Below are 20,138 nucleotides of genomic sequence, written 5' to 3' on the forward strand. Positions count from 1 at the left end.
AGTACTGAAAAAATTTGCTATACTCCATCAAAAACGGTATTGGAGGACGCAGATATGCCACGCTACATTGTCACGCTGACAAACGATGAAATACAGGAGCTGAAAGCAATAATACAAAAAGGCGGAAAGGGCTACCGCATAAAGCATGCACAGATACTGCTAAAGTTGGACCAAAAGCCTGAAAACAAGGCATGGACATATGACCGCATCAAAGATGCGTATGGAGCCGCCCGTTCCACCATTGCAGGTATTGCGCAACGGTTTGTCATGGGAGGGATGGAGGCAGCCCTTGGGCGGAAGGTACAAGAAAACCGCCGTCGCAAGGTGACGGGCGATGTGGAGGCCCGGATATGTGCCATAGCCTGTTCGGAACCGCCGGAAGGAGCCTCACGCCGGACTATGCAGGCAATCGCGGATGAACTGATCCGCCTGGAAGTGGTCGATTACATTACGGACAGTACCGTCTGCGAGGTTATGAAAAAAATGAAATCAAGCCGTGGCTCGTAAAGGAATGGTGCATTCCGGAAGCAGACGCCGAGTTCGTAGCGAAGATGGAGGACGTCTTTGGAGGTATATCAGCGCCCGTATGACCCTCTCCGTCCTGTCGTTTGCATAGATGAAACGAACAAACAGCTCATAAAGAAAACACGTATTCCCTGTGAACCAGGCTGACCTGAAAAAGTAGATTCCGTGTATGTCCGCAACGGTGTTGCAGATGTCTTCATGATTTCTGAACCCCTGGCAGGCAGGAGGGAAACGGTTGTAACACAGACCCGCACAGCATTGGATTTTGCAGAAATTCTCCGGTATACTTCCGACACCCTGTACCCACGGACGGAAAAAATAGTTCTTGTTACCGACAATCTAAATACCCATTCTCCAGCTTCATTATATAAGGCTTTCCCACCGGAAGAAGCACGCAGGCTTGCAGAACGCTTTGAATGGCATTACACGCCAAAACATGGTAGCTGGCTGGACATGGCAGAGATAGAAATCGGCATCATGAGCCGCCAGGCCCTGGGGAAGCCACTGCCAGATTTGGAAAGCTTTAAACAACAGGTTCGTACATGGACTATCAGGCGTAATGCAGAATGTGCAAAAATCAACTGGCAGTTTAAGACGCAGGATGCACGAATTAAATTGGCCAGGTTGTATCCGGTTATAGTTTAGAAACTAACCGGATGCAGTAGTAGGGCTATAATTTAAACAACCTAATCGTTCCCAGTCATAAGTTTGATGTTCCGAATCAAATACTGCCCATTTTTTAATTTGCTCCGCTGTTATCGGCAAAAACTCCATTATCAGATTTTCAAACTCTTCTGCCGGAATTCCACTTGAGTTACCTGAAAACTCATATCTCTCCCCGTATTTCATTCGATATAAATATTCATATAAACCATTATAATCTAACCCTTCCATATCAGATCTATCCCAATCAGAACATAAAAGATTATTCCCCTGATATCCAAGCAAATACACACACCTCTTTGAAACTTCCCTGCATTCATCACTTAAAGGTTTAATTCTTATCATAGAACTGCCATCAACCGCTTCTGATACTTCCGGATATTTTGGAACACATAGCGTATAACCAAACCAGCCTTTTTCTGTATATTTCCATTCTTCTATCCTTGTATACGAAACATATACAATAGATGGATTGTCGTTCATACCCCAAACAACTTTCGCAGCCAACAAATACATATCTGTCCCATCATAATTGAATTTGAGTCTTTCTATCCCACCATCCCTGTTAATCCTATATAAGACGATATCTCCTGGCAGATCCTGTTCTGCCCTGAAAAGAAATTCTTCCATTTTAGAATAATTAGCCATATTTGAATACGGCGCTGATGTAATAACAGGGACATTTTTTTCCTTTAATACTTCCTGCATTTTTTCCATTACTGTCTCAGAAACTACTACATTCGATGAAGTTCCTTTATCCGCCTTTTGATAAATGGCTTTCATCTGATTCATAACATTCTTACAATCTTCAATAGCTTCTTCTTTCACGACTTCATCTACTGGCAAATCATATCCTCTTTCTTGTACAGCATAATTCGCAGTTTCCTGTGAAATATATTCTAAATCAGCCCCTTTACATTTTGTATTTCCTATGAAAAAGCATCCCAAAATAAATAAAACACTCACCATCTTTTTCAGTTTTCTTTTTGTACTCATATCAATTATCTCCATAACATTCCTCCCACTTTTCGTCTAATAATCTTTCCGTATACCAGGTAACCTCTATTTCTGACCTTGATACATAATTGGATACATATTGAAATCTATCTTTATCTAACAGCCGAATGGTTACGCTATGACAAAACGCCTGATCTAATTCTTTTTGTGGCCATACCGCATTTACTTCCAGTGTTATTGTTCCATCTTGATTTTCTATGTAGGAAACAACTTCCGGATATGGAATATATGGTGTGGGAGCAAAATCATATACGATTCCTCTGGTTCGATACCGATATGTCTGTGTTTCCGTGTGAAATACCGTTCCTGTCTGCAGTATCTCTGCGCTTATATTAAAATATTTTTGAAATATCGCTTCAAATGATTCTTTTGGGATTTCATAAGTCTTTCCTTCCTTAAATTCATCGGTTTTTTCTTCCATTGAAAGTAAACGGTCAAAAACATCATAAAAATTTATTCCATCATAATTTTTTTCACTCCAATTAGAAGTAAACAATTTATTAAGTGTATATCCAAAAGGAAGTATATATTTTCGATTCAGCTCCCTGCATTTTTTATTTAACGGCACTACCCGAAAGGCCCGATATCCAGACGGTCCATCATATCCAGCCGGATGATATTCTTCCATAAAGAAATACCCGTTTTCTGTATATTTCCATGAATTAGCTCTAAACTCATGATAATATGTTTCCTGCCAAGTATCCTCTTTCCATTTAAAAGAGCTTACTTCAACGTCTATTTTCCCCTGTTTGGTTTTCAGATCATACCGAATAAAATGATCTCCTGCTATAACTTGAAATATAGTAGTTTTTCCATTTTTCTCTTTTTCTGCTTTTTTCAAAAAATCATCTACTTTAATACTTTGAACCATATCCAGCTGATTGTAGGAATCAATTACTGCATATCCATATTTTCCAAAATAATCCATACTTTTTTGTATTGTACTCAGCTCATATAGTGCATTTTCTTTCGCAGCATTCTCATATATGCTCTGATAGTCTTCTGCCAGCATTTCACACTCTCTGTAAATTTTTTCTTTCGTATCTTCAATTGTCTTTTTCTGCTCTTTCTTTATGCCACATCCACTACAGACAGCAAGAAAAATAACTCCCCAAAATATTTTCCAAATTTTTTTCATATCATTTTCCTCTTACATTTGTAATATTTAAAGGTAAAAATTATTCATTACCGAGATATTCATCCAGTATCGCCTTATCCTTTTCCACCACATAACCGCTTCCTCCAATATCTTTCACATTCTCTACCATACTGATGAGCAAAATAGGATTCTCTGTATCTCTATCTGTAGTAAAAACTGTAAACCAGCCAATTTCTGTTCCAGATGTATCTTCTTTTGTAGCTTTCAGTTCCGCTGTTCCGGTTTTTCCTGCTAATCTAATGTCTTCCCGGCATGCTCCATAACCAGTTCCTTCCGGGTTATTCACTACACCCTCTAGCCCCGCCATAACCTCCAAAACAATCTGTGGTGAAAAAGCATCTTTTATCCAGATTTCACTGGAAGTGCTTCCATCCGCGTGAAGATATGGCTTTATCATATTTCCATCATTTAGAAAAGCCGTATAAATGCTTGCAAGATGCAAAGGATTTACCAGAATCTGTCCCTGTCCATACCCACTGTCAGCAAGCTGGATTTCTGTTTCTATCTTGTCCGTATTAGAATACTGAGACTCTGACATTTTAATATCAAATGGAAGTTCCTGATTAAATCCTATTTGATTTAGAGATTGCATCAGTTGATCCGCACCGATTTTTAATGCTGCTTTTGCAAAATAAATATTATCTGAATAAATAAGCGCATTTTTCAAGATCACAGGTGCATAATCATGAAGTGTAGTCACTGTATAATCTCCCCACGAGGAATCTTTCTGCCATGCCAGACCCTCATTTCCAAAATCGTCATTTGCAGTAAATGCCCCCACTTTTAATCCAATTGCAGCAATTACAGGTTTAAAAGTTGAGCCTGGACACCATGTCTGGCGAAAGCGGTTGTATAAAGGCCTGTCTTCATTTTCATTTAATGCACTCCACTGGCTATTGTCCATTCCACGTACAAAATCATTATTATCATAAGATGGCGTACTTACCAACGCCAGTACTTCCCCTGTATAAGGATTCAAGGCTACAGAACATCCTCTGTCTTCTTTAAATTGTTCATAAAGAGTACTTTGAAGATCGCCATCAATCGTAGTATGGATATCTTCTCCATCTTTTTTAGGCTCATATGCAATGACACTTTTTTTATTTCCATTTGCATCTACAATACAGATCTCACACCCATCTGTCCCTTTTAGTTCTTTTTCATAAAGCGTTTCCAGTCCCGTCTTTCCAATCACACTGTTTGTACGATACCCTTCCCCTTTATGTTCCTGCAAATCCTCGGCTGTAACCGCCTGTACATACCCTACCAGATGAGAGGCAGCTTCTTTTAGATAATAAGTTCGTACTTTTACATCAGATAACATAATACCTGGAATCTTCAATAATGTGTCCTGCTTTTCTTTTTCTTCCAGAACAGTTTCATCCGGATTCACTGTCAGAAGATCGACCTCTTGTATTTTAGGAATTGTTGCTACTGGTACAAAAGAATCTGCTTTTACCCAATCGGCTTTTAACTTATCCTCAATTTCGTCTGCTCCAATTCCAAGATACTCTGCCAGTTTTTTTATTGTATCTTCCCTGTTCTCCATTCTGCCCGGAACAATTCCTACCGAAGATGCAGTTCCCTCTCCAGCCAGCTGGCGACCATTTCTGTCTAAAATATTTCCTCTTTTTGCCTCTTCTAACGTTACCTGAACTTTATCCGTTGCAGATAACTCTGGAAAAATCAACTGATCCTGCCAGATTAAATGATATCCTGTCCAGTTATGTGAAAATACCGCATTGTTGGTAAATTCTACATTTCCTGCAGCAGTCTGCATATTTGTTGTATAGGAAACTGCCGCATTTCCGTTTTCTTTTCTTTTTGCTGTAATATCGGTTATGGACAGATCAGACATCTCAATGCCTTCATATATTTTAGAATTTCGTTCTATAAATTCTTCCTTACTGTTCATGCTGCTTTTTTTCTGATCCAGCATGGCATACATTTGCTCATATTCCCCTTTTTCAATATATTTCATATATTCCATTAGTCTTTTTTCAGGAACATTACGATTCATTATTGTTACAATACCGATTCCACCACCAATCAATATACCGCTAAATAAAACTATTTTTGTGATAGTCTTCGTGTGTTTTTTTCTTTTCGTTTTTCTCATATAGTTTTATTTCTCCTTTTTTCGTATTTTCTTAAATATTACACTTGTAATATTTAAACGTCAAGTTTTTTCTTAGGTTTATATATGTAAACAAGAGGAAAGATTTGGATAAAAAAAGAAAGGGCATCTCAAAGCTCTCTTTGATAAAGAACTTTACCGACACCCTGAGGTAATGGTTTCTCCGGATGTTTCCCAAACGCTATAATCACTCTCCAGAAGAACCAAAAACGATTTTTAATTTTTCTCTCAGAAAAAAAGAACTACTCTAAATCTGCTGATCTTTGAAATAACCCTGCTCGTTTCTTATAATCACAAACATATTCAGGCAACACATTCTTTGCTGGCAGATTATTATAGCGGAAAACGCAACAAATCCCTTTATTAACTTTTGTTCTATATAATTCCTGTACCAATCCTATTGTTTCATCATCTGAACAAAAGCTCTTCGGAATCTCCTACAATCCCTGATAATAACGCAAATCTGTTTACTATGTCCTCTCTGTCAGTATACAAGCCAGCTAATCTCTTTATTATAGTATCTAAATACTTCTTCCCAATTCCACTACTCAAAATTTCTTCAGTCACTGTTTCTGCAGATGTGTTTTTATATCAGCCAGAGTTTCCCTGGCTGAATTCTTCCAATATATACCTGTTAACACTTCTCAATGCTGACACTTTTTCCTTCGCTTCTCATCTTTCACCTGCTATACTGCACTCTGGCTTGAATTCATTCCCCCTCTTCCAGTTCCGATTTATAATCTTCCAAGTCCATAAGAAAAGTCTCATAGCCTTCATCACTCATGCAGAACAGCTTTCTTAGGGTATTGCAGACAAGCACGATCATATCCGCATCCCCTTTTAGAAATGGAATGATATGGTCGATTGCTTCCATTGTGTCATTTCTGTTTCCTTTATCAAACATTGCCGTTACTGAACATTCGTCTGTATCAAAGTTCATTGCCAGATTCATCATAATTCTACATCCCCCTTCTTATGTGCTTTAGATTTTTCTACTTCTTTATTTTCCTGCTCCTGTGCTTTTGCCCTTGCCTGAAACTCTTTCAACGACTGCAATACAGATTTTTTCAGTTCTCCTTTCATTATACAAGAATGAGGCGGTAATCGCAAACACAATCCACAATACAAAATGATGTTCTTTTTTTCTGGATGTTTCTGTGATATACTTTTACGCGGTCGTATCAGACCGGAAAGGAAATATTATGTTACAAAAATTATATGTTTTTTTCAGGAAAGAAACCGTTTTGTCAATTGCAGTGATCCTGGCGCTTCTTTCTATGTTCTGGGTCAGACCGGATAAGGCTTATTTTACTTATATCGATTTCAGGACTCTCGGGCTCCTCTTCTGTTTGATGGCAATTGTAGCTGGTTTGAAGGCTGTTGGTGTTTTTGATATACTTGCCAAAAAATTGCTGATGGGAACATCGGGAACTGTGGGTGTGATCAGGCTGTTGGTACTCTTATGTTTCTTCCTGTCAATGGTGATCACCAATGATGTGGCATTGATTACTTTTGTTCCTCTTGCACTGATCATTGTGCATAAACTGCCAAAGGAACTGGGCAATTACTGGCTTCTTAAAATAGTAGCCATGCAGACAATCGCTGCTAATCTCGGAAGCATGCTCACACCAATCGGAAATCCGCAGAACCTTTATCTATATGCCAGAGCAGGGATGTCCGCGGCAGAATTAATAACCCTGATGCTTCCCTATTCCGCCACAGCACTTATCCTTCTTCTGATATGGATACAGGTAGCCGCTGCCAAAGCACCTCACGTATGCGGTTCCGAAAAAAATAAAACTCTTTTGGGATTCTCTGACAGAAAAGAACTTAACATGGAATACCTGGCCACTTACCTGATCTTATTTACAATCTGCCTGCTCACTGTTGCACGTATCATTCCATACCAGATTCCTCTTGTATTGGTTCTTATATATATGCTGCTAAGAAACAGGGAAAATATAAGCAGGGTGGATTACTCCCTGCTTGCCACCTTTATCGCATTATTTATTTTTATCGGCAACCTTGGAAGGATTTCGCAATTCAGCAGTTTTCTGGAAAGAATCATGGCAGGAAGGGAAACACTTACTGCTGTTCTTGCCAGTCAGATTATGAGCAATGTTCCCGCTGCGCTTCTTTTATCCGGCTTTACAGATAATTACCGGGCTTTAATTGTCGGAACCAATATTGGAGGTCTCGGCACTCTGATTGCATCCATGGCAAGCCTGATAAGTTTCAAATATATTGCAAAAGAAAACAGGAATCTGAGAGGGAAGTATTTGGGAATATTCACAGCCTCCAATATTATATTCATGATATTCATGTTAATATTGTATTTTTTTCTTAGATAAAGGTTTTCCCGGAATTACAAAAGCTATAGCAATTCTTTCTTCGCAAAAAATTCTCCGCGGCACTCTCCCATCCTGGAAGAAAAGCCGCGGAGAAATAAATATATTTTCGGTGCCAATACAAAGATCATTAATCTTTACACCACTTTACAACTTTCAAATTGTCTTATAAATATAGTTTTTTCAACCTTCCTATTTTAGTTTTCTATATTCTTCATCACTTACCGGTTCAAGCCATTCATTGGAACTATTTTCGCCCGGAACTTCTATTGCCAGATGTGAAAACCATTCATCCGGTGCAGCGCCATGCCAGTGTTTCACTTCTGCCGGAATATTGATGCAGTCGCCTGGCTTCATTTCTACAGCATCTTTCCCTTCTTCCTGATAATATCCTCTTCCGGCAACACATACCAGGATCTGTCCTCCCCCACTTTTTGCATGATGGATATGCCAGTTATTTCTGCATTAAACTGGACTACCTCTCCGCAATCCCTTGTAGTTGCTGGCTTTAACGGCATACACATCTGTGCTTTGTGCGAATCTGTCCTGACGAGCAGTTTCTGCCAGGTTATTTTTCTGTTTCTTCCTCGTTCCAAACCTCTTTTGCAAGGTTGAATACTGCCCAGCCCTTTGGCCATCCTGCATAGAATGCTACGTGAGTAATAATCGCTGCGATTTCTTTTTGTGTTACCCCATGATCCTTTGCATTCTGTAAATGGAATTTTAAAGAAGAATCTGTAATTCCCTGTGCCATCAGTGCTACGACTGTGATAATGCTTCTTGTCTTCAAATCAATATCTTCATTGTTCCAGTTCTCTCCGAACAGAACATCATCGTTGAAATGTGCAAACTCCGGTGCAAATGTTCCCAGAGCATTTCTTCCTGCTGTCTGTGTAATCTTTGCCATGACATCAAACCTCCGTCTTTTTATTTATGGTAATTTGTTGTACTCTTCTTCTGGTAAGAACTCCAGCCACTCATTGGAAGCTCCTTCTGCCGGAACCTCAACTGCCAGATGCTGGAACCAGCTGTCTTTCGCTGCTCCATGCCAGTGTTTTACTTCCGGTGGAATGTTTACCACATCTCCAGCTTTCAGTTCACGAGCCGGTTTTCCTTCTTCCTGATACCATCCTCTTCCACCAGTAACCATAAGGATCTGGCCACCCTTGTGATGAACGTGGTATGCATTGATTGTTTTTGGAGCGAAAGTAACCAGACCAACAGGTACTCGCTCTGTTGTAAGCATATTCAGATAACATTCACCTGTAAAATACTTTGCAAATGCTACATTTTCCTCACCGATTGGAAATACGTTGCCACCGCCTAAGTCTTTTTTCATCTGTTCGATATCCATGAAAATCTCCTCCTTGCGTTTTTATTTTATGGTACAACCTGAAGCAAGCTGTAGGTCAATAGATTTTGCAACTTTTTACATAAAGTTCGCATTTTTCCTGTGACAGTTTACATTTCAGATTCACTTTATTTCTTATCGGTTTTTATCATACACCCATATTGCTTCCTATGTCCAATACCCATTATTGTAGGTTGCTTAATGCCTTTTAAGCATAATCTGTTTCTATACCACAATGCAAAACAGATCTGCCGCATCCTGGCAGATCCGCTTTGCATTGTGGTATAGTTTAAAGCTGTTTGATAAGATTTAATTCCCTTTTGGACAGTGCCTTTTTCAGCTTTTGATTCTCTTTTTTCAGATTCTCATTCTCGCTCTTCAGATTCTGTATCTGTTGTTGGAGCAGATCCATTTCTGTTTCCATTGCCTGGCTGATGATGTTTCTCCTTGGATCTACCATGCCAGCCTGCTGTTCCATTGCTGCATCAATCTCACTTCGTACAATCGGATTCTTATAAAAGAATCCTCTGGACAGCCCTGTCTTTTGCATCAGTGCTGGCACGGATACTTTTTCTTTTTCCAATACCATTGTCCGGATTGCCAGGGTTGCACGTTCCACTTTCTCTTCGCTTTTTCTTTTATTCAATTCCAACATCTTGTCGTATTTGTTCATATTCTTCTCCCCATCCGTCCAGATTCGCCAGGATAATCTGTGACATAAGATTTCTTACTTCCCGTGTTTCATCTGCAAGCCTCTGATTACTCATTTTCCGGTAATACTGGACACTTCTCACTCCTTTATGTCCGAGGAGCTTTGCTATGGTCCAGTCATCCACATGGAGTTCTGTCAGCTTTACCCCATAGCAGTGCCGGAACATATGTGTTCCAAATCCGAATAAGTTCCCATTGTCATCCCGGATATCTTTTTCATAGATCATCCGAAGCACTTTATCCTGCAAGGTTCGGTAGCTGATTGGTTTCTCCGGTTTGTTCTCGGCTGCAAAAATATAAATGCTTTCAGGATAATGCTCATTTGCATAACTGACTGCCTTTCCAATCAGCTGTGCCAGCTCCCGGCTGATCGGTTTTTCATATCTTCTTGTTTTCGGCTGGTATATGATAATCATATCCTGACGGTCATGTTTATAAAGGCAGTCTTTCCGCAAGGTCAGCGTGTCGGAAATTCTGGTTCCTAACATCTGGTGTATAATCATCGCCCTTGCTATCTGCACTTCCATTTTCACCAGATGGGCATTCAGCCTTTTCAGCTCACTGTCTGAATAAGATTTGAATTCCGCTTTTCGTTCTGGTGGAAAATCAGATTTCAGGAAAAGTTTTGTCAGGTGTGGAAAATTATAAATCTTTCCAATTGTTTCCAACACATTTCGGATCTTTAGCAGGTCATCCCGGATACCCTTTCCTCCGCTTGCTTCTACTTTGATGTTTATCAAAAACTGCTCTATGATCTCCCGGTCAAGCTCTTCGCAGGTGCTGATCTTGGAATGCTTTTCATCCAAATACTTTGAAAATTTATTCATTGCGGACAGTTCACGTTTTATACTGCCAAGGGCTTCGGTTTTCAGATGATGGTAAATTGCTTTTTTTACTTCTTCCCGAATATCTGGTTGCCGGATTCCTCTGAAATTTAGTGTCTTATGGTTGACAATCGGATTTGTCCGCAGGATAAGCGGAAGCCTTTCCAGATGCCAGATATCCTTTGCCAGCTCATTGGTTTCTGATCGGTCCAGTGTAAATTCCAGAAGGCTTTCAAAATACCGGATCAGGGCAGCTTTTTCCACCGATTCAGTCTGAATGTTCGTCACTTTATGCTTCGTCAAAGCCCTACCGTTTTGTATCATCCACATTTTCAACTGCTTTATCCAGAAGTCTTTTTCTCTGTCAAGCAGGCTGTTTTCCTGATGGGATGACTTCTGAAAAAATTCACATAAGCTGTTAAAATAATGCCTTTCCCTTTTTATGGTCAGGATGGATACCTGCGTTCCACGGTAGTAAATGTATTCGACAAATTCTGTCTGAAGCTGGTTTCCCGGCAGTTTATCCAGATCAAAATATTGTTCCTTATTCAGCTTTTCCTTTTGCTCATCGGTAGCCAGCTTATAACATTCCAGTTGTTGGAATTTCAGTTTATTATCCATGCTTCTCTCCTTTCTGCATACAGGCAAGCAGGCTGTTTTCCTCTTCCTCAAAGTATGCGTCATTTTCTTTAGCAATTTTTCTTGGCATATAATCTATATACTGCATGGTCATTTCCTCAAACGTATGTCCCAGATAGTCCCGGATGCTTTGGATTGATACGCCATGCTCATAAAAATTGGTTGCTACGGTATGTCGGTAATCATGAGACTTAAAAATATATTCTCCATTCTGTATGCCTATCTGGGAGCAGTATTTTTTCATCTGCCCCATGAAGGTGCTTTTGGAAAATGCTCCACCTTTCCGATTCCGAAAAATGTATGCTTCTTTTTCGGTAGGGTGCTTTTTCAGATAAACCTGCATCAGACGATACAATGTTACCGGAATGGGAACCCTTTTATAATTTTTCATTTTCACCTGGTAGACCTTCATCCAGCAGTCACCATTCTGGATATAATACGCATCCCCTTTTAAGGTGCAGACCTCACTGATCCGGAGTCCCACACACCAGAGATGTAAAAACATCATTCTCAGGTGTTCAGGAAACTGTGAGAGGTTTTGGATAATTTCCATATACACATCCTCTTCCACACTTCTGTCATGGTGGACTGGGATCTGTTTTTCCAAGTAATACGATGCATAAAACGGAACCTTTTTTATATACCCCTTTACTTCCAGAAATTTCATAAAAAACTGTATTCCCGAAACATTGGTATTAAATGTCTTTGCTCCCATAGCACCATTCTGCAAATTCTTTAAATATACATCAATCAGGCTGGCATTACACTTGGTAACTTCCAGTTCGCTGATCTCCTGCAAAAAATTTCGAATGGTTCGGAATCTTTCGTACACTGTACTGAGCGCCAGTTCTCCGATTCCAATTTCGTACTTCATATATTCCTGAAGCAGCAATCGATTCTTGGGCTGTAGAACTTCCTGAAATGATATTTTTTCTATACTGTCACTCTGGTTTATTCTTTCTTTGGCAATACGAAACCGCTCTAAATACCAGATGGTAGCATCCCATCTTGTTTCATCAGTTTCTATAAAAATCACTTTACGGGCAGTTTCCACAATGCTCTTCAGTCGTTTTCGCCGTTGCTCTTTCTCGACTTTCTGCTTCAGGTAGTCCTGAAATGCTGTTTCCTGTTCCAGCTCCAGAAGCTGGATATCTGTAATCTGCTCCCGGATGCAAAATTCGTAAAAAAGCTGTAGCCCGGTCAGTTTATATTCCCTCAGTCTGGAAATTTCATAATTCTCCAGAATATATTCCAGCACGGTAAAAATCTGACGTTTCAGTTTCTCACTGGCTGCCGCTTTAAAATTCCAGACCATGTTGCTCCGACACCGTACCGTTTCCACACTCTTTACGATTACAGGATCTGAGTGGTATGGAACAAAAAGTATTTCATTTTTATATTTCCATTCACATTCCCTCTGTCCAGCCGGAGTTTTCATCCGTTCCCGGATGTACGCCTGCCGTATCCGGTCGAACGTTCCGGTATATCGGTAAATGTAATTTCGCTTTATCAGCGGTGTTATGTATAATTCAAATTTCATTCGCAGTTCATAATCTATTTCCGAAAGATGTTCTACCATCTCATCTGCCAGAAACAGCAGAATCTGTTCTGTAATGGAACTTCCTGCTTCCTCTTTTGCAAACTCCCGGATTTCTTTTCGTAGCTGCTCAATCCGCCTGCTCCGTTCTTGTTCTGCCTCTATAAAAGACTGTAAAAACGCAGGCATAAAAACCACCTCCTATAGCAATTCCTCAATCCCATACAGGGAGGAGTGTTTCTCGTAGAATTCCTGGCTGGCATCCAGCAGTTCATCATCCACAATGTCCAGATAATTGATGGTTGTCTGGATGTGGCGGTGTCCATAGGCCAGCTGTATCAGTTCCAGCGACCATCCTGCTTTTCTCCGCTCATTTCCAAAGTAATGCCGGAGCATATGAGGCGTGATCTTAATCCCTGTTTTCTTATCCATTCTTTTTAGCATGGAGTATACTGCTTCCACGTTCATTGGTTTTCCGATATTATCCCCGGAAATATTCACAAACAGGCTTGTCTGGTGCTGAAGTAGTTTTCGGTACTCTGCGATATACAGATTTAAAAAGCCGAAGGTATCTTTGCTGATCTTCGCACTTCGGTATTCTGCATTCTTTGCTCTCGCTCCATTTTCATTGTCCTCACGGAAATATACCCGGATTATGTGGTTCTGATAATCAATGTCCTTACTGTAATCAATTCCTAAGATCTCACCGATTCGGTAGCCTGTCTCTGCCAGAAGCAGCATGAGAAGCCGATCTCTTATATTGGTACACGCTTTCAAGATTTCCACAATTTCATCTTTCTTTGCTGCTCTCGCCTTATGCTCTTCCTCTTTTAAATAGCCTTTGAAACTCTTTGATCGTATGCTTTTCTTTACGCCTACTGCATCCACGGCTACAAAATAATTATAGGACAGGACTTTCAGCTCCCCGAACTGCTGGTACTCTTCTTCTATAAAAAGATAGAACCTGAACACATCTCTTAAGTATGCGTTGCAGGTTCCATTGTTTGGAGATCTGTGATTTTTATCTCTGGTATGCTTCCCGGCTTTCAGCCAGTATAAAAATTCCACAAAGTGATTTGTCTGTTCAACATAAGGCATTTGATATACGTCTGTCAATTCCTTTTTCTTTTCATGGATGTATTCCAGATAGTACAGGATTGCAAGTGCGGAGCGCCGCACCGTATTCGGTGAACATTTCCTCCGTATCTTGTGCATCAGATATTTGGTTGGAAGCAGGACGATATCCAGTGTTTCCACATCTCTGATAAAGAAATAAACGGTGGAACCCTCTCTTTCTGTTTCCAGCTCATATCTTCTCATTTCTGCTCACTTCCTTTCCTCTAACGCTATACACAGTATACCCAACTCATGCCGATAAAGCTATCACCAATACTACCAATTCGCTCCAAACCGCCCCTGAAATACCACTAAACTTTTTGTCCTGTCTGCTACCCGGATCTGGGCAGAACCAACAACGCCACGGATGCTCTCAGCTGTAGTAACGCTCCACTTTCCGGCTTCGGATAAAATCTTCTACTTCTTCGATCCGTTCTGCCATCTGGCACTTTGGCAGTGCTTCCAGAACATCACTCCGATACCTGCCTTTTTTCGTGGCACGGTGATCTAAAATAGACACAACGCAGGTGTCCTGCTCCGTGCGAATTGCCCGGCCAAATCCCTGACGCAACTTCTTCTGCATATCTGGCACCACGATGGTCTGGATGTAGGATTTTAGCGATCGGTACTGCTCCCTCTGGGCTTCATGGATAGGGTCCGGAACAGAAAACGGTAGTTTTACGATAATCAGGGACGATACCATGTCACCCGGAAAGTCCACACCCTCCCAGCAGGAGCCGGCTGCGAACAACACGGCATTCTCCATCTTCTTAAACCGGGCGATCTCTTCCTGGGAGTTTCTCCATACCTGCACCATCGGAAACGGGATCTGATCCCGCAAAAGCTGCTGCACATTTCCCATCAGGGTATAAGATGTGAACAGTACCAGCGTATGCCCGTAAGTGGAACACACCAGATCACGGATCTGCCCGGCAAGCTGCTCGGCCTCTTCCCGGCTCCCCTTTTTTCTTGGTTTTAAATGCTCCGGGATGTAAAGCAGACAGTTCTCCTGGTAGCAGAATGGGGATTCTGCCACACACTCCCGGACACCTGTTTCTTTTTCCAGCCCGGTCATCTGTCTGGTCCTTGCAAAACCGTTCCCGGCTTTTAAGGTGCCGCTGGTTAAGATTGCCGGAAATCCCCGGCTCCATAAGGTGGCGTCCAGATACTTCGGGATCTCCCGGTTGACTGCCATAAAGGTTAAATGTCCCCGGCTGTCCTGCTGTAAAAACAAAATATACCGTTTGTCGTTCTTTAAAAACCAGCCGAACAGCTCTTCCATCTCTTCCAGCCGCCGGAAAGTCCAGTAAGGAATATTCCCGGCGAGCCTTTTGATCATAAGCTGAAGTCTTTCCTGCATCTGGGCTAAGGCTGTGCCAGCTCCCGGCGGAAAATAAAAACTTTCTTTTCCAGCCATGTCCTCGATGCCATCTTTCCGGTGCTTTCGAATCTCCATCTGAAGAGCGGAAACCCCTTCCAGCAGCCGTTTTCCATCCGTGCCTTTATGCTCTCTGACTAAAAAGTAAGCAATCTCCTGCACATCTTCCCTTCCAATGCTTCTTCCATACATCTGGCTGGCGGCTTCCGGGAGTTTATGGGCCTCATCCACGACCAGAGCCCTGTAATCTGCCAGAAGCGGACGGTACCCATTTGCCCGGTGCATGGCATCTGCCAGAAGATAATTGTGATTGCAAATCTGTAAAAAAATATCCTCTTTCCTGGAAATATCCAGATGCTTCTGATAACGGCATCCTGCTTTCCCCGGACATTCCCTGGGGCAGAATTTCGGTACGCACACCAGCCTGCGGTCAAAACCGCTCAGGTTATGTACGGAATCTAAATCAAAGTTATGCCGGAGGGACTTCAATGCCTCCATCTGTGCCTGATTTTTATTCTTGTCCCGGACTGCCTCTAATCTCTGGGCCAGCCTGTAATCGCATACAAAATGTTCCTTTCCCTTGCGGACGACCGCTTTTAACTCTCCCTGAAGCAGATCTGCTTTTAACAGTACGTCCGATAAGAAAGGAACATATTCCTCTATGATGGCTTTCTGTAAGGCGATACTGGAAGTGGATACCACTACAGACCGCCTGTCACATCCCGAATAACCGGAATGCAGTACACTATATTTCCGCATCAGGATGCAGGCTGTCAGATAGGCATAGGTCTTTCCGATGCCGACTCCTGCATCACAGAGCGTGATTTCATTTTTCATAAGGGCATCCAGCATTTCATGGCAGAGACGGATCTGTTCTTCCCTTACATGAAGCCCGGCTTTCGGGAGAAGCTCCCGAAAGATCTGTTCCACTTCGCCATGTGCCCTTTTCTGATATTCATTTTTATAACACATTACTTCTCCTTGCCAGAAAGCTTATCTTACCGTACCCTTACGGACGGGTCTGGTCGCTTCCGGTGTATTCTGTCCCTGTTCCTGCATTTTCTTTATGGCAGCATTCCCTCTTGCCATCATCCTTCGGATATCCGTCCGGGAAACATTCCATGTCCTTACTTTCTGAGGAGCTTTCCTTACCTGCTCGGACAAATGGCATTCACAGAGTTTCGGATATACCACCATTGCTTCCGGTAATTCCAGCGGATACTCGATCATGGGATGGTACACAACATCCCGGATCACCTGCTCATAACATTCCATCTGCATTCTTGCCGTACTGTCCTGATAGATATTTTTCCCTTTCATGGCACTGTAGACCTGCGATGAGATGTATCCCAACGCTTCAAAACTACAGTACCCATACGGAGTCACGCCGGAAAGGGAATCCGGATCTTTTAAGGCATTCAGATAAACTTCTTTTCCCTGGGCGATCAGCCACATCCGAAAATCGGAAAAACTGTCATCACTGCACCCTGCTTCCATCATAATACCTGCCGCTGTCCATAAGCCGTACTTATAAGCCGCATCCCGGTAACTGTAAACAAGATTGTGGAATTGGAGGACATCCTCCGGTGTCATATAGAAGAGCTGCTGCTTGATCCACACTGCCGAAGCATCCAGATCGGTGCCGCACACTTCCTTTGCTTTTTCAATCAGATTCCAGAATTGATCCTTGCTCATTCCACTTCTTTTTGTTTCTTCCATCTGTTCTCTCCCCTTGATGTGACGTTAATACCACAAGAATACGGCTGTAGTCTCCCACAGCCGCATGGTATCTGATATCAACGACACACTTCTTCATTGATTTCTTTTTTATCTTGCTGTTCCGCATTTGACCTCGCACCCCCGGAACTATCCCTGTATTTCTTCTGGGAAAGGGGACACTACAGGCGGGCGGCTGGCCTGCCGCCGCTCACAGATGTCCTAGGGGTCTTTCTGATTACAACCCGGAGTCCATCTTCCGCTCTCTGGCTGGTAACGTGTATCATTATCCCCCGTCCGTGATCCTGGCGAAAGGCTGCCACCGCCTTATTCACAGCTATGCTTTCTCGCTCCAAGTCTAAGAATCTTTACCCTATACTTAATCATGGCGCTCATACTGTCACGCTTCTACGGTTGGGAACGTACCTGTAGTGCCGATATTCACTTGCCAAAGAACAGCCGAGGGATGTCCCTCTGCTTACTAGCCGATGGCAGTGTATTTTTTTATTCACTTCACAGAAAAATTTTTTATCGTGCTTCCCCGGATCTGTTTTTCTTTTTTCCTTTTGCCGGATTCTTCTGCTGTGCATCCTTCTTCCGACTTTCCTTCTGCTCTTTTTGTTCCTGCGGTGGCATCTTCATCACATGAAGTTCCCCGTTAAACAGGGTGAAAACTTCCGGTGACTGATATTTTTCTTTAAACTTTTCAATCTGCTCCGGTGTCAGCGAAGTAAAATCATCTTCTGTCAGTCCTACCACAAGGAATGTTCCGGCAATGGCATCATAGACCTGTCCTCGGTCATCGTACAATGCCCGATTTAACGGCAACCCCTCAAATTTTCCATTGCCGTTTAAAAGAATTCCAACCTCATCCTCAAACGGATAAGTCATCTCAATGTCACCGCCTACTGCCTGCTGCAGATCTTCCAGCTCATTGGGGATGCTTTTGACATAGGGTGCTTTCATCGGCTCGACTACCAGTACCGTCATCATTTCTTCCTGCATTTCGGACACTTCTTTCTCATCCATCGTATCAATCCTCCTGTCTATTCGTTCTGATAATCAGCCGATGAGAGCCTTTTGTTTTATTCAAATTTCATGGACTTTTTGATTTTCTCCCGTAACCTCCGCAGTCTTGTATAAACAGTCTGCTCCGGCAGTTCCATGTGATGACTGATCTCTTTTGGTGCATATCCCATCATCTTCAGGACAATCATCTGAAGAGTTTTCTTATCAGTTGATAACAGGATCTGAAGCAGTTCTTCGTTCTCCACGGTATCCAGCAGGGCTTCTACGCTCTCCGGCTGGGACTCTTTGGTTTCTTTTTCTTCCAGGAGCAGTTCCATACAGTCCAGAAGCGAGGTCTGGTGTTCCCGGAATCTCCGCTCTGCATTGAAATCGTCCCAGTCATACTCCCGAAGCTTCTGGATCGTCTCTTCATCCACGCCCTGTTCACGCAGGATCTTCTCTTCCTCTGCTTTCCACTGGTTCCATCTATATTCTTCTTTTGCTTTGTTATAAGCCACTTATCTTTTCCTCCGATCTGAATTTTTGTGAAATCAAATCGGAGTGTGGCGGTGATCTGGCTCGTTCTTCCTGTCCACAGGAATGTCCGGCATCTCTGCTGTTTCCCTGCAAACACGGATCTCCTTTGTAATCATATCTTTACAAAGGCACAGTGTATCGGATGCACCTGTCAGTTAACGGTCAGAAACCTGTCAATTGACGGTCAATTTTTATCACCTTCTTTCCAGCACAAATAAAATAAGACGAACAATCTTTTTACGGATTATTCGCCTTACTGCTGTTCGTTTTCATTATTCAATTCAAATTTGTAACCTATATCCCTGACACTGACAATGCAATTCCCGGCACCGTCTTCAACGACATTCAACTTTTTTCTCAATCGCTTTACCAGACACCAGATGATATTTTTAATATCACCAACAGAATAATCTTTCCATACGAGCTGGTAAATCTGTTCAAATGTGTATACTCTCATCGGTGTCACCGCTAATAAGTATAAAAAATTATATTCTTGTCGTGTTAAATGTAACGCTACATTATTCCAAAATACTTTATGTTTCTTATGATCCATTACAAGTTTTCCCTTATCAATCATCGTTTCGGATTGCTTTTGAGTTATTTTTTGTTTATTATTTCGTCGTGCCAATGAAAAAATCTGCAGATCTACTTCTTCTATAGTGCTATTTATATCCATTACACAATCTGCACCAGCGTATATTAATTCTTTTTTCCATGACATACACAATAAAGAGGAAGCATCCGTCAAAATAATAATTGGTATCTGCGTTATTTTTCTAATAGCAGATATAATATTACTTATGTTCTCTTTATAAAGGATCACTCCTATTATAAGCACATCATAAGAAAATAAACTCAAATTATGCAGTAAAATTTGTAGATTTTCTGCATAATCTGAGTTTACCTCATTGAATAGTTTTCGATATGATTGATTGTCAAAATATGCTAATATCTTGTATTTTGTGTCTTTCATATTTAATCTATTTTAGCAAAGCAACATTTTCTATTTCTTCACAGGAAAATTATCAAATGTATTGTCAATTTTTTGTGCAGCAATCCCTCTCATCGCATGCTCTTTCAGTTTTTGAAAACTTTCATCACTGACTGCATGTTCCATGCGACAAGCATCCACTTCTGCAGTTTGTGGATTAACTCCAACGGCTATAAGTTGATAAGTAAAAAAGCAATGGCGTTCGTAAATTTTTTCGGCCACATCCCGGCCAAGGTCGGTCAGGTGTATATAATGGTTTTCGTCTGTTGTCAAAAAACCGCCCTCTCGTAAAGTTCCTACTGCGTAACATACGCTGGGTTTTGAAACTTCCATGTACCGGGCAACATCCACGGAACGCACCATACCGAGTTTCTTTTGAAGTATAAGCACGGATTCTAGCTGCTGTACGACGGCTTTTTTTCTTTTGCCGTCGTGCGGCAGCTATTTCTGTTATACTAAGCTACTGTTTTCCACATTTCAG

General features: G+C 41.6%; 21 protein-coding genes and 2 pseudogenes. 3 read left to right on the top strand and 20 right to left on the bottom strand.

Going from position 1 to position 20,138, the window contains the following annotated elements; translation table 11 throughout:
- The first annotated feature begins 54 nt into the window (after positions 1–54).
- Positions 55–507, top strand: a complete 453-nt coding sequence (locus NQ550_RS13105) for a helix-turn-helix domain-containing protein (protein WP_259837564.1) — start codon at positions 55–57, stop codon at positions 505–507.
- Positions 508–723: 216 nt separating this feature from the next.
- Entirely contained in the window at positions 724–1,170 is a 447-nt protein-coding gene (locus tag NQ550_RS13110) for a transposase (RefSeq protein ID WP_259837566.1), read from the top strand.
- 3 nt (positions 1,171–1,173) lie between these two features.
- On the opposite strand, the gene NQ550_RS13115 is transcribed toward NQ550_RS13110, so the two are convergent.
- From NQ550_RS13115 to NQ550_RS13140, 6 genes are all read right to left on the bottom strand, one after another.
- Positions 1,174–2,199, bottom strand: a complete 1,026-nt coding sequence (locus NQ550_RS13115) for a DUF6070 family protein (protein ID WP_025577032.1) — start codon at positions 2,197–2,199, stop codon at positions 1,174–1,176.
- On the bottom strand, positions 2,186–3,343 hold the full coding sequence (locus NQ550_RS13120; protein ID WP_008703842.1) for a DUF6070 family protein: 1,158 nt from the start codon (positions 3,341–3,343) through the stop codon (positions 2,186–2,188). Before NQ550_RS13120 ends, NQ550_RS13115 begins: the two co-directional genes overlap by 14 nt.
- Positions 3,344–3,383: 40 nt before the next feature.
- Positions 3,384–5,483 (bottom strand): penicillin-binding transpeptidase domain-containing protein, encoded by a 2,100-nt coding sequence (locus NQ550_RS13125; RefSeq protein ID WP_025577033.1) that lies wholly within the window; start codon positions 5,481–5,483, stop codon positions 3,384–3,386.
- Positions 5,484–5,909: 426 nt separating this feature from the next.
- Positions 5,910–6,053, bottom strand: coding sequence for a hypothetical protein (locus NQ550_RS13130; RefSeq protein WP_173704086.1), 144 nt, complete (start codon positions 6,051–6,053; stop codon positions 5,910–5,912).
- A gap of 157 nt (positions 6,054–6,210) precedes the next feature.
- On the bottom strand, positions 6,211–6,456 hold the full coding sequence (locus tag NQ550_RS13135; RefSeq protein WP_008703846.1) for a transposon-transfer assisting family protein: 246 nt from the start codon (positions 6,454–6,456) through the stop codon (positions 6,211–6,213).
- Complete coding sequence (locus tag NQ550_RS13140) at positions 6,453–6,584, bottom strand: hypothetical protein (RefSeq protein ID WP_008703848.1); 132 nt, start codon at positions 6,582–6,584, stop codon at positions 6,453–6,455. The genes NQ550_RS13135 and NQ550_RS13140 overlap by 4 nt, the downstream gene beginning before the upstream one ends.
- Positions 6,585–6,703: 119 nt before the next feature.
- On the opposite strand from NQ550_RS13140, the gene NQ550_RS13145 reads away from it, so the two are divergent.
- The gene (locus tag NQ550_RS13145) at positions 6,704–7,852 is read left to right on the top strand and encodes an SLC13 family permease (protein ID WP_025577034.1); all 1,149 of its coding nucleotides are present in this window, start codon (positions 6,704–6,706) and stop codon (positions 7,850–7,852) included.
- 189 nt (positions 7,853–8,041) lie between these two features.
- Here the strand turns inward: NQ550_RS13145 and NQ550_RS13150 are convergent.
- From NQ550_RS13150 to NQ550_RS13215, 14 genes and pseudogenes are all read right to left on the bottom strand, one after another.
- Positions 8,042–8,314, bottom strand: a pseudogene (locus NQ550_RS13150) (cupin domain-containing protein); the annotation flags it as partial.
- Positions 8,209–8,445, bottom strand: a complete 237-nt coding sequence (locus NQ550_RS13155) for a hypothetical protein (protein ID WP_029676797.1) — start codon at positions 8,443–8,445, stop codon at positions 8,209–8,211. The pseudogene NQ550_RS13150 and the gene NQ550_RS13155, both read right to left, overlap by 106 nt.
- Positions 8,435–8,756: pseudogene (locus NQ550_RS13160) on the bottom strand (carboxymuconolactone decarboxylase family protein); the annotation flags it as partial. The pseudogene NQ550_RS13160 and the gene NQ550_RS13155, both read right to left, overlap by 11 nt.
- Positions 8,757–8,780: 24 nt before the next feature.
- Entirely contained in the window at positions 8,781–9,203 is a 423-nt protein-coding gene (locus NQ550_RS13165) for a cupin domain-containing protein (protein WP_015535738.1), read from the bottom strand.
- A 286-nt stretch (positions 9,204–9,489) separates the two neighbouring features.
- Positions 9,490–9,873, bottom strand: a complete 384-nt coding sequence (locus NQ550_RS13170; protein ID WP_025577036.1) for a DUF6262 family protein — start codon at positions 9,871–9,873, stop codon at positions 9,490–9,492.
- The gene (locus NQ550_RS13175; protein WP_025577037.1) at positions 9,839–11,356 is read right to left on the bottom strand and encodes a tyrosine-type recombinase/integrase; all 1,518 of its coding nucleotides are present in this window, start codon (positions 11,354–11,356) and stop codon (positions 9,839–9,841) included. Before NQ550_RS13175 ends, NQ550_RS13170 begins: the two co-directional genes overlap by 35 nt.
- The gene (locus tag NQ550_RS13180; RefSeq protein WP_025577038.1) at positions 11,349–13,100 is read right to left on the bottom strand and encodes a tyrosine-type recombinase/integrase; all 1,752 of its coding nucleotides are present in this window, start codon (positions 13,098–13,100) and stop codon (positions 11,349–11,351) included. The genes NQ550_RS13175 and NQ550_RS13180 overlap by 8 nt, the downstream gene beginning before the upstream one ends.
- A 12-nt stretch (positions 13,101–13,112) precedes the next feature.
- A complete protein-coding gene (locus tag NQ550_RS13185; RefSeq protein ID WP_008400015.1) occupies positions 13,113–14,231 on the bottom strand; it encodes a tyrosine-type recombinase/integrase in 1,119 nt (372 codons plus the stop codon).
- A gap of 169 nt (positions 14,232–14,400) precedes the next feature.
- A complete protein-coding gene (locus NQ550_RS13190) occupies positions 14,401–16,377 on the bottom strand; it encodes an ATP-dependent DNA helicase (protein WP_008400017.1) in 1,977 nt (658 codons plus the stop codon).
- Between the two features lie 21 nt (positions 16,378–16,398).
- Positions 16,399–17,124, bottom strand: a complete 726-nt coding sequence (locus tag NQ550_RS13195; RefSeq protein ID WP_029676798.1) for a DUF4240 domain-containing protein — start codon at positions 17,122–17,124, stop codon at positions 16,399–16,401.
- 525 nt (positions 17,125–17,649) lie between these two features.
- Positions 17,650–18,150, bottom strand: coding sequence for a DUF3846 domain-containing protein (locus tag NQ550_RS13200; RefSeq protein WP_025577040.1), 501 nt, complete (start codon positions 18,148–18,150; stop codon positions 17,650–17,652).
- A 56-nt stretch (positions 18,151–18,206) separates the two neighbouring features.
- Complete coding sequence (locus NQ550_RS13205; RefSeq protein WP_008400020.1) at positions 18,207–18,647, bottom strand: ECF-type sigma factor; 441 nt, start codon at positions 18,645–18,647, stop codon at positions 18,207–18,209.
- A gap of 272 nt (positions 18,648–18,919) precedes the next feature.
- Positions 18,920–19,639, bottom strand: a complete 720-nt coding sequence (locus tag NQ550_RS13210) for a winged helix-turn-helix transcriptional regulator (RefSeq protein ID WP_008400022.1) — start codon at positions 19,637–19,639, stop codon at positions 18,920–18,922.
- 30 nt (positions 19,640–19,669) lie between these two features.
- Complete coding sequence (locus NQ550_RS13215; protein WP_044944563.1) at positions 19,670–20,098, bottom strand: metal-dependent transcriptional regulator; 429 nt, start codon at positions 20,096–20,098, stop codon at positions 19,670–19,672.
- Positions 20,099–20,138 lie beyond the last annotated feature (40 nt).

Origin of the sequence: Blautia wexlerae DSM 19850 (assembly GCF_025148125.1) — a bacterium.
Lineage (GTDB): Bacteria > Bacillota > Clostridia > Lachnospirales > Lachnospiraceae > Blautia_A > Blautia_A wexlerae.

Coding starts and splice junctions, on each gene's coding strand:
- NQ550_RS13110 (WP_259837566.1), top strand. CDS start 724: ATGATTTCTGAACCCCTGGCAGGCAGGAGGGAAACGGTTGTAACACAG.
- NQ550_RS13195 (WP_029676798.1), bottom strand. CDS start 17,124: ATGGAAGAAACAAAAAGAAGTGGAATGAGCAAGGATCAATTCTGGAAT.
- NQ550_RS13180 (WP_025577038.1), bottom strand. CDS start 13,100: ATGCCTGCGTTTTTACAGTCTTTTATAGAGGCAGAACAAGAACGGAGC.
- NQ550_RS13145 (WP_025577034.1), top strand. CDS start 6,704: ATGTTACAAAAATTATATGTTTTTTTCAGGAAAGAAACCGTTTTGTCA.
- NQ550_RS13140 (WP_008703848.1), bottom strand. CDS start 6,584: ATGAAAGGAGAACTGAAAAAATCTGTATTGCAGTCGTTGAAAGAGTTT.
- NQ550_RS13125 (WP_025577033.1), bottom strand. CDS start 5,483: ATGAGAAAAACGAAAAGAAAAAAACACACGAAGACTATCACAAAAATA.
- NQ550_RS13120 (WP_008703842.1), bottom strand. CDS start 3,343: ATGAAAAAAATTTGGAAAATATTTTGGGGAGTTATTTTTCTTGCTGTC.
- NQ550_RS13210 (WP_008400022.1), bottom strand. CDS start 19,639: ATGAAAGACACAAAATACAAGATATTAGCATATTTTGACAATCAATCA.
- NQ550_RS13135 (WP_008703846.1), bottom strand. CDS start 6,456: ATGATGAATCTGGCAATGAACTTTGATACAGACGAATGTTCAGTAACG.
- NQ550_RS13190 (WP_008400017.1), bottom strand. CDS start 16,377: ATGTGTTATAAAAATGAATATCAGAAAAGGGCACATGGCGAAGTGGAA.
- NQ550_RS13185 (WP_008400015.1), bottom strand. CDS start 14,231: ATGAGAAGATATGAGCTGGAAACAGAAAGAGAGGGTTCCACCGTTTAT.
- NQ550_RS13115 (WP_025577032.1), bottom strand. CDS start 2,199: ATGGAGATAATTGATATGAGTACAAAAAGAAAACTGAAAAAGATGGTG.
- NQ550_RS13175 (WP_025577037.1), bottom strand. CDS start 11,356: ATGGATAATAAACTGAAATTCCAACAACTGGAATGTTATAAGCTGGCT.
- NQ550_RS13170 (WP_025577036.1), bottom strand. CDS start 9,873: ATGAACAAATACGACAAGATGTTGGAATTGAATAAAAGAAAAAGCGAA.
- NQ550_RS13165 (WP_015535738.1), bottom strand. CDS start 9,203: ATGGATATCGAACAGATGAAAAAAGACTTAGGCGGTGGCAACGTATTT.
- NQ550_RS13200 (WP_025577040.1), bottom strand. CDS start 18,150: ATGGATGAGAAAGAAGTGTCCGAAATGCAGGAAGAAATGATGACGGTA.
- NQ550_RS13105 (WP_259837564.1), top strand. CDS start 55: ATGCCACGCTACATTGTCACGCTGACAAACGATGAAATACAGGAGCTG.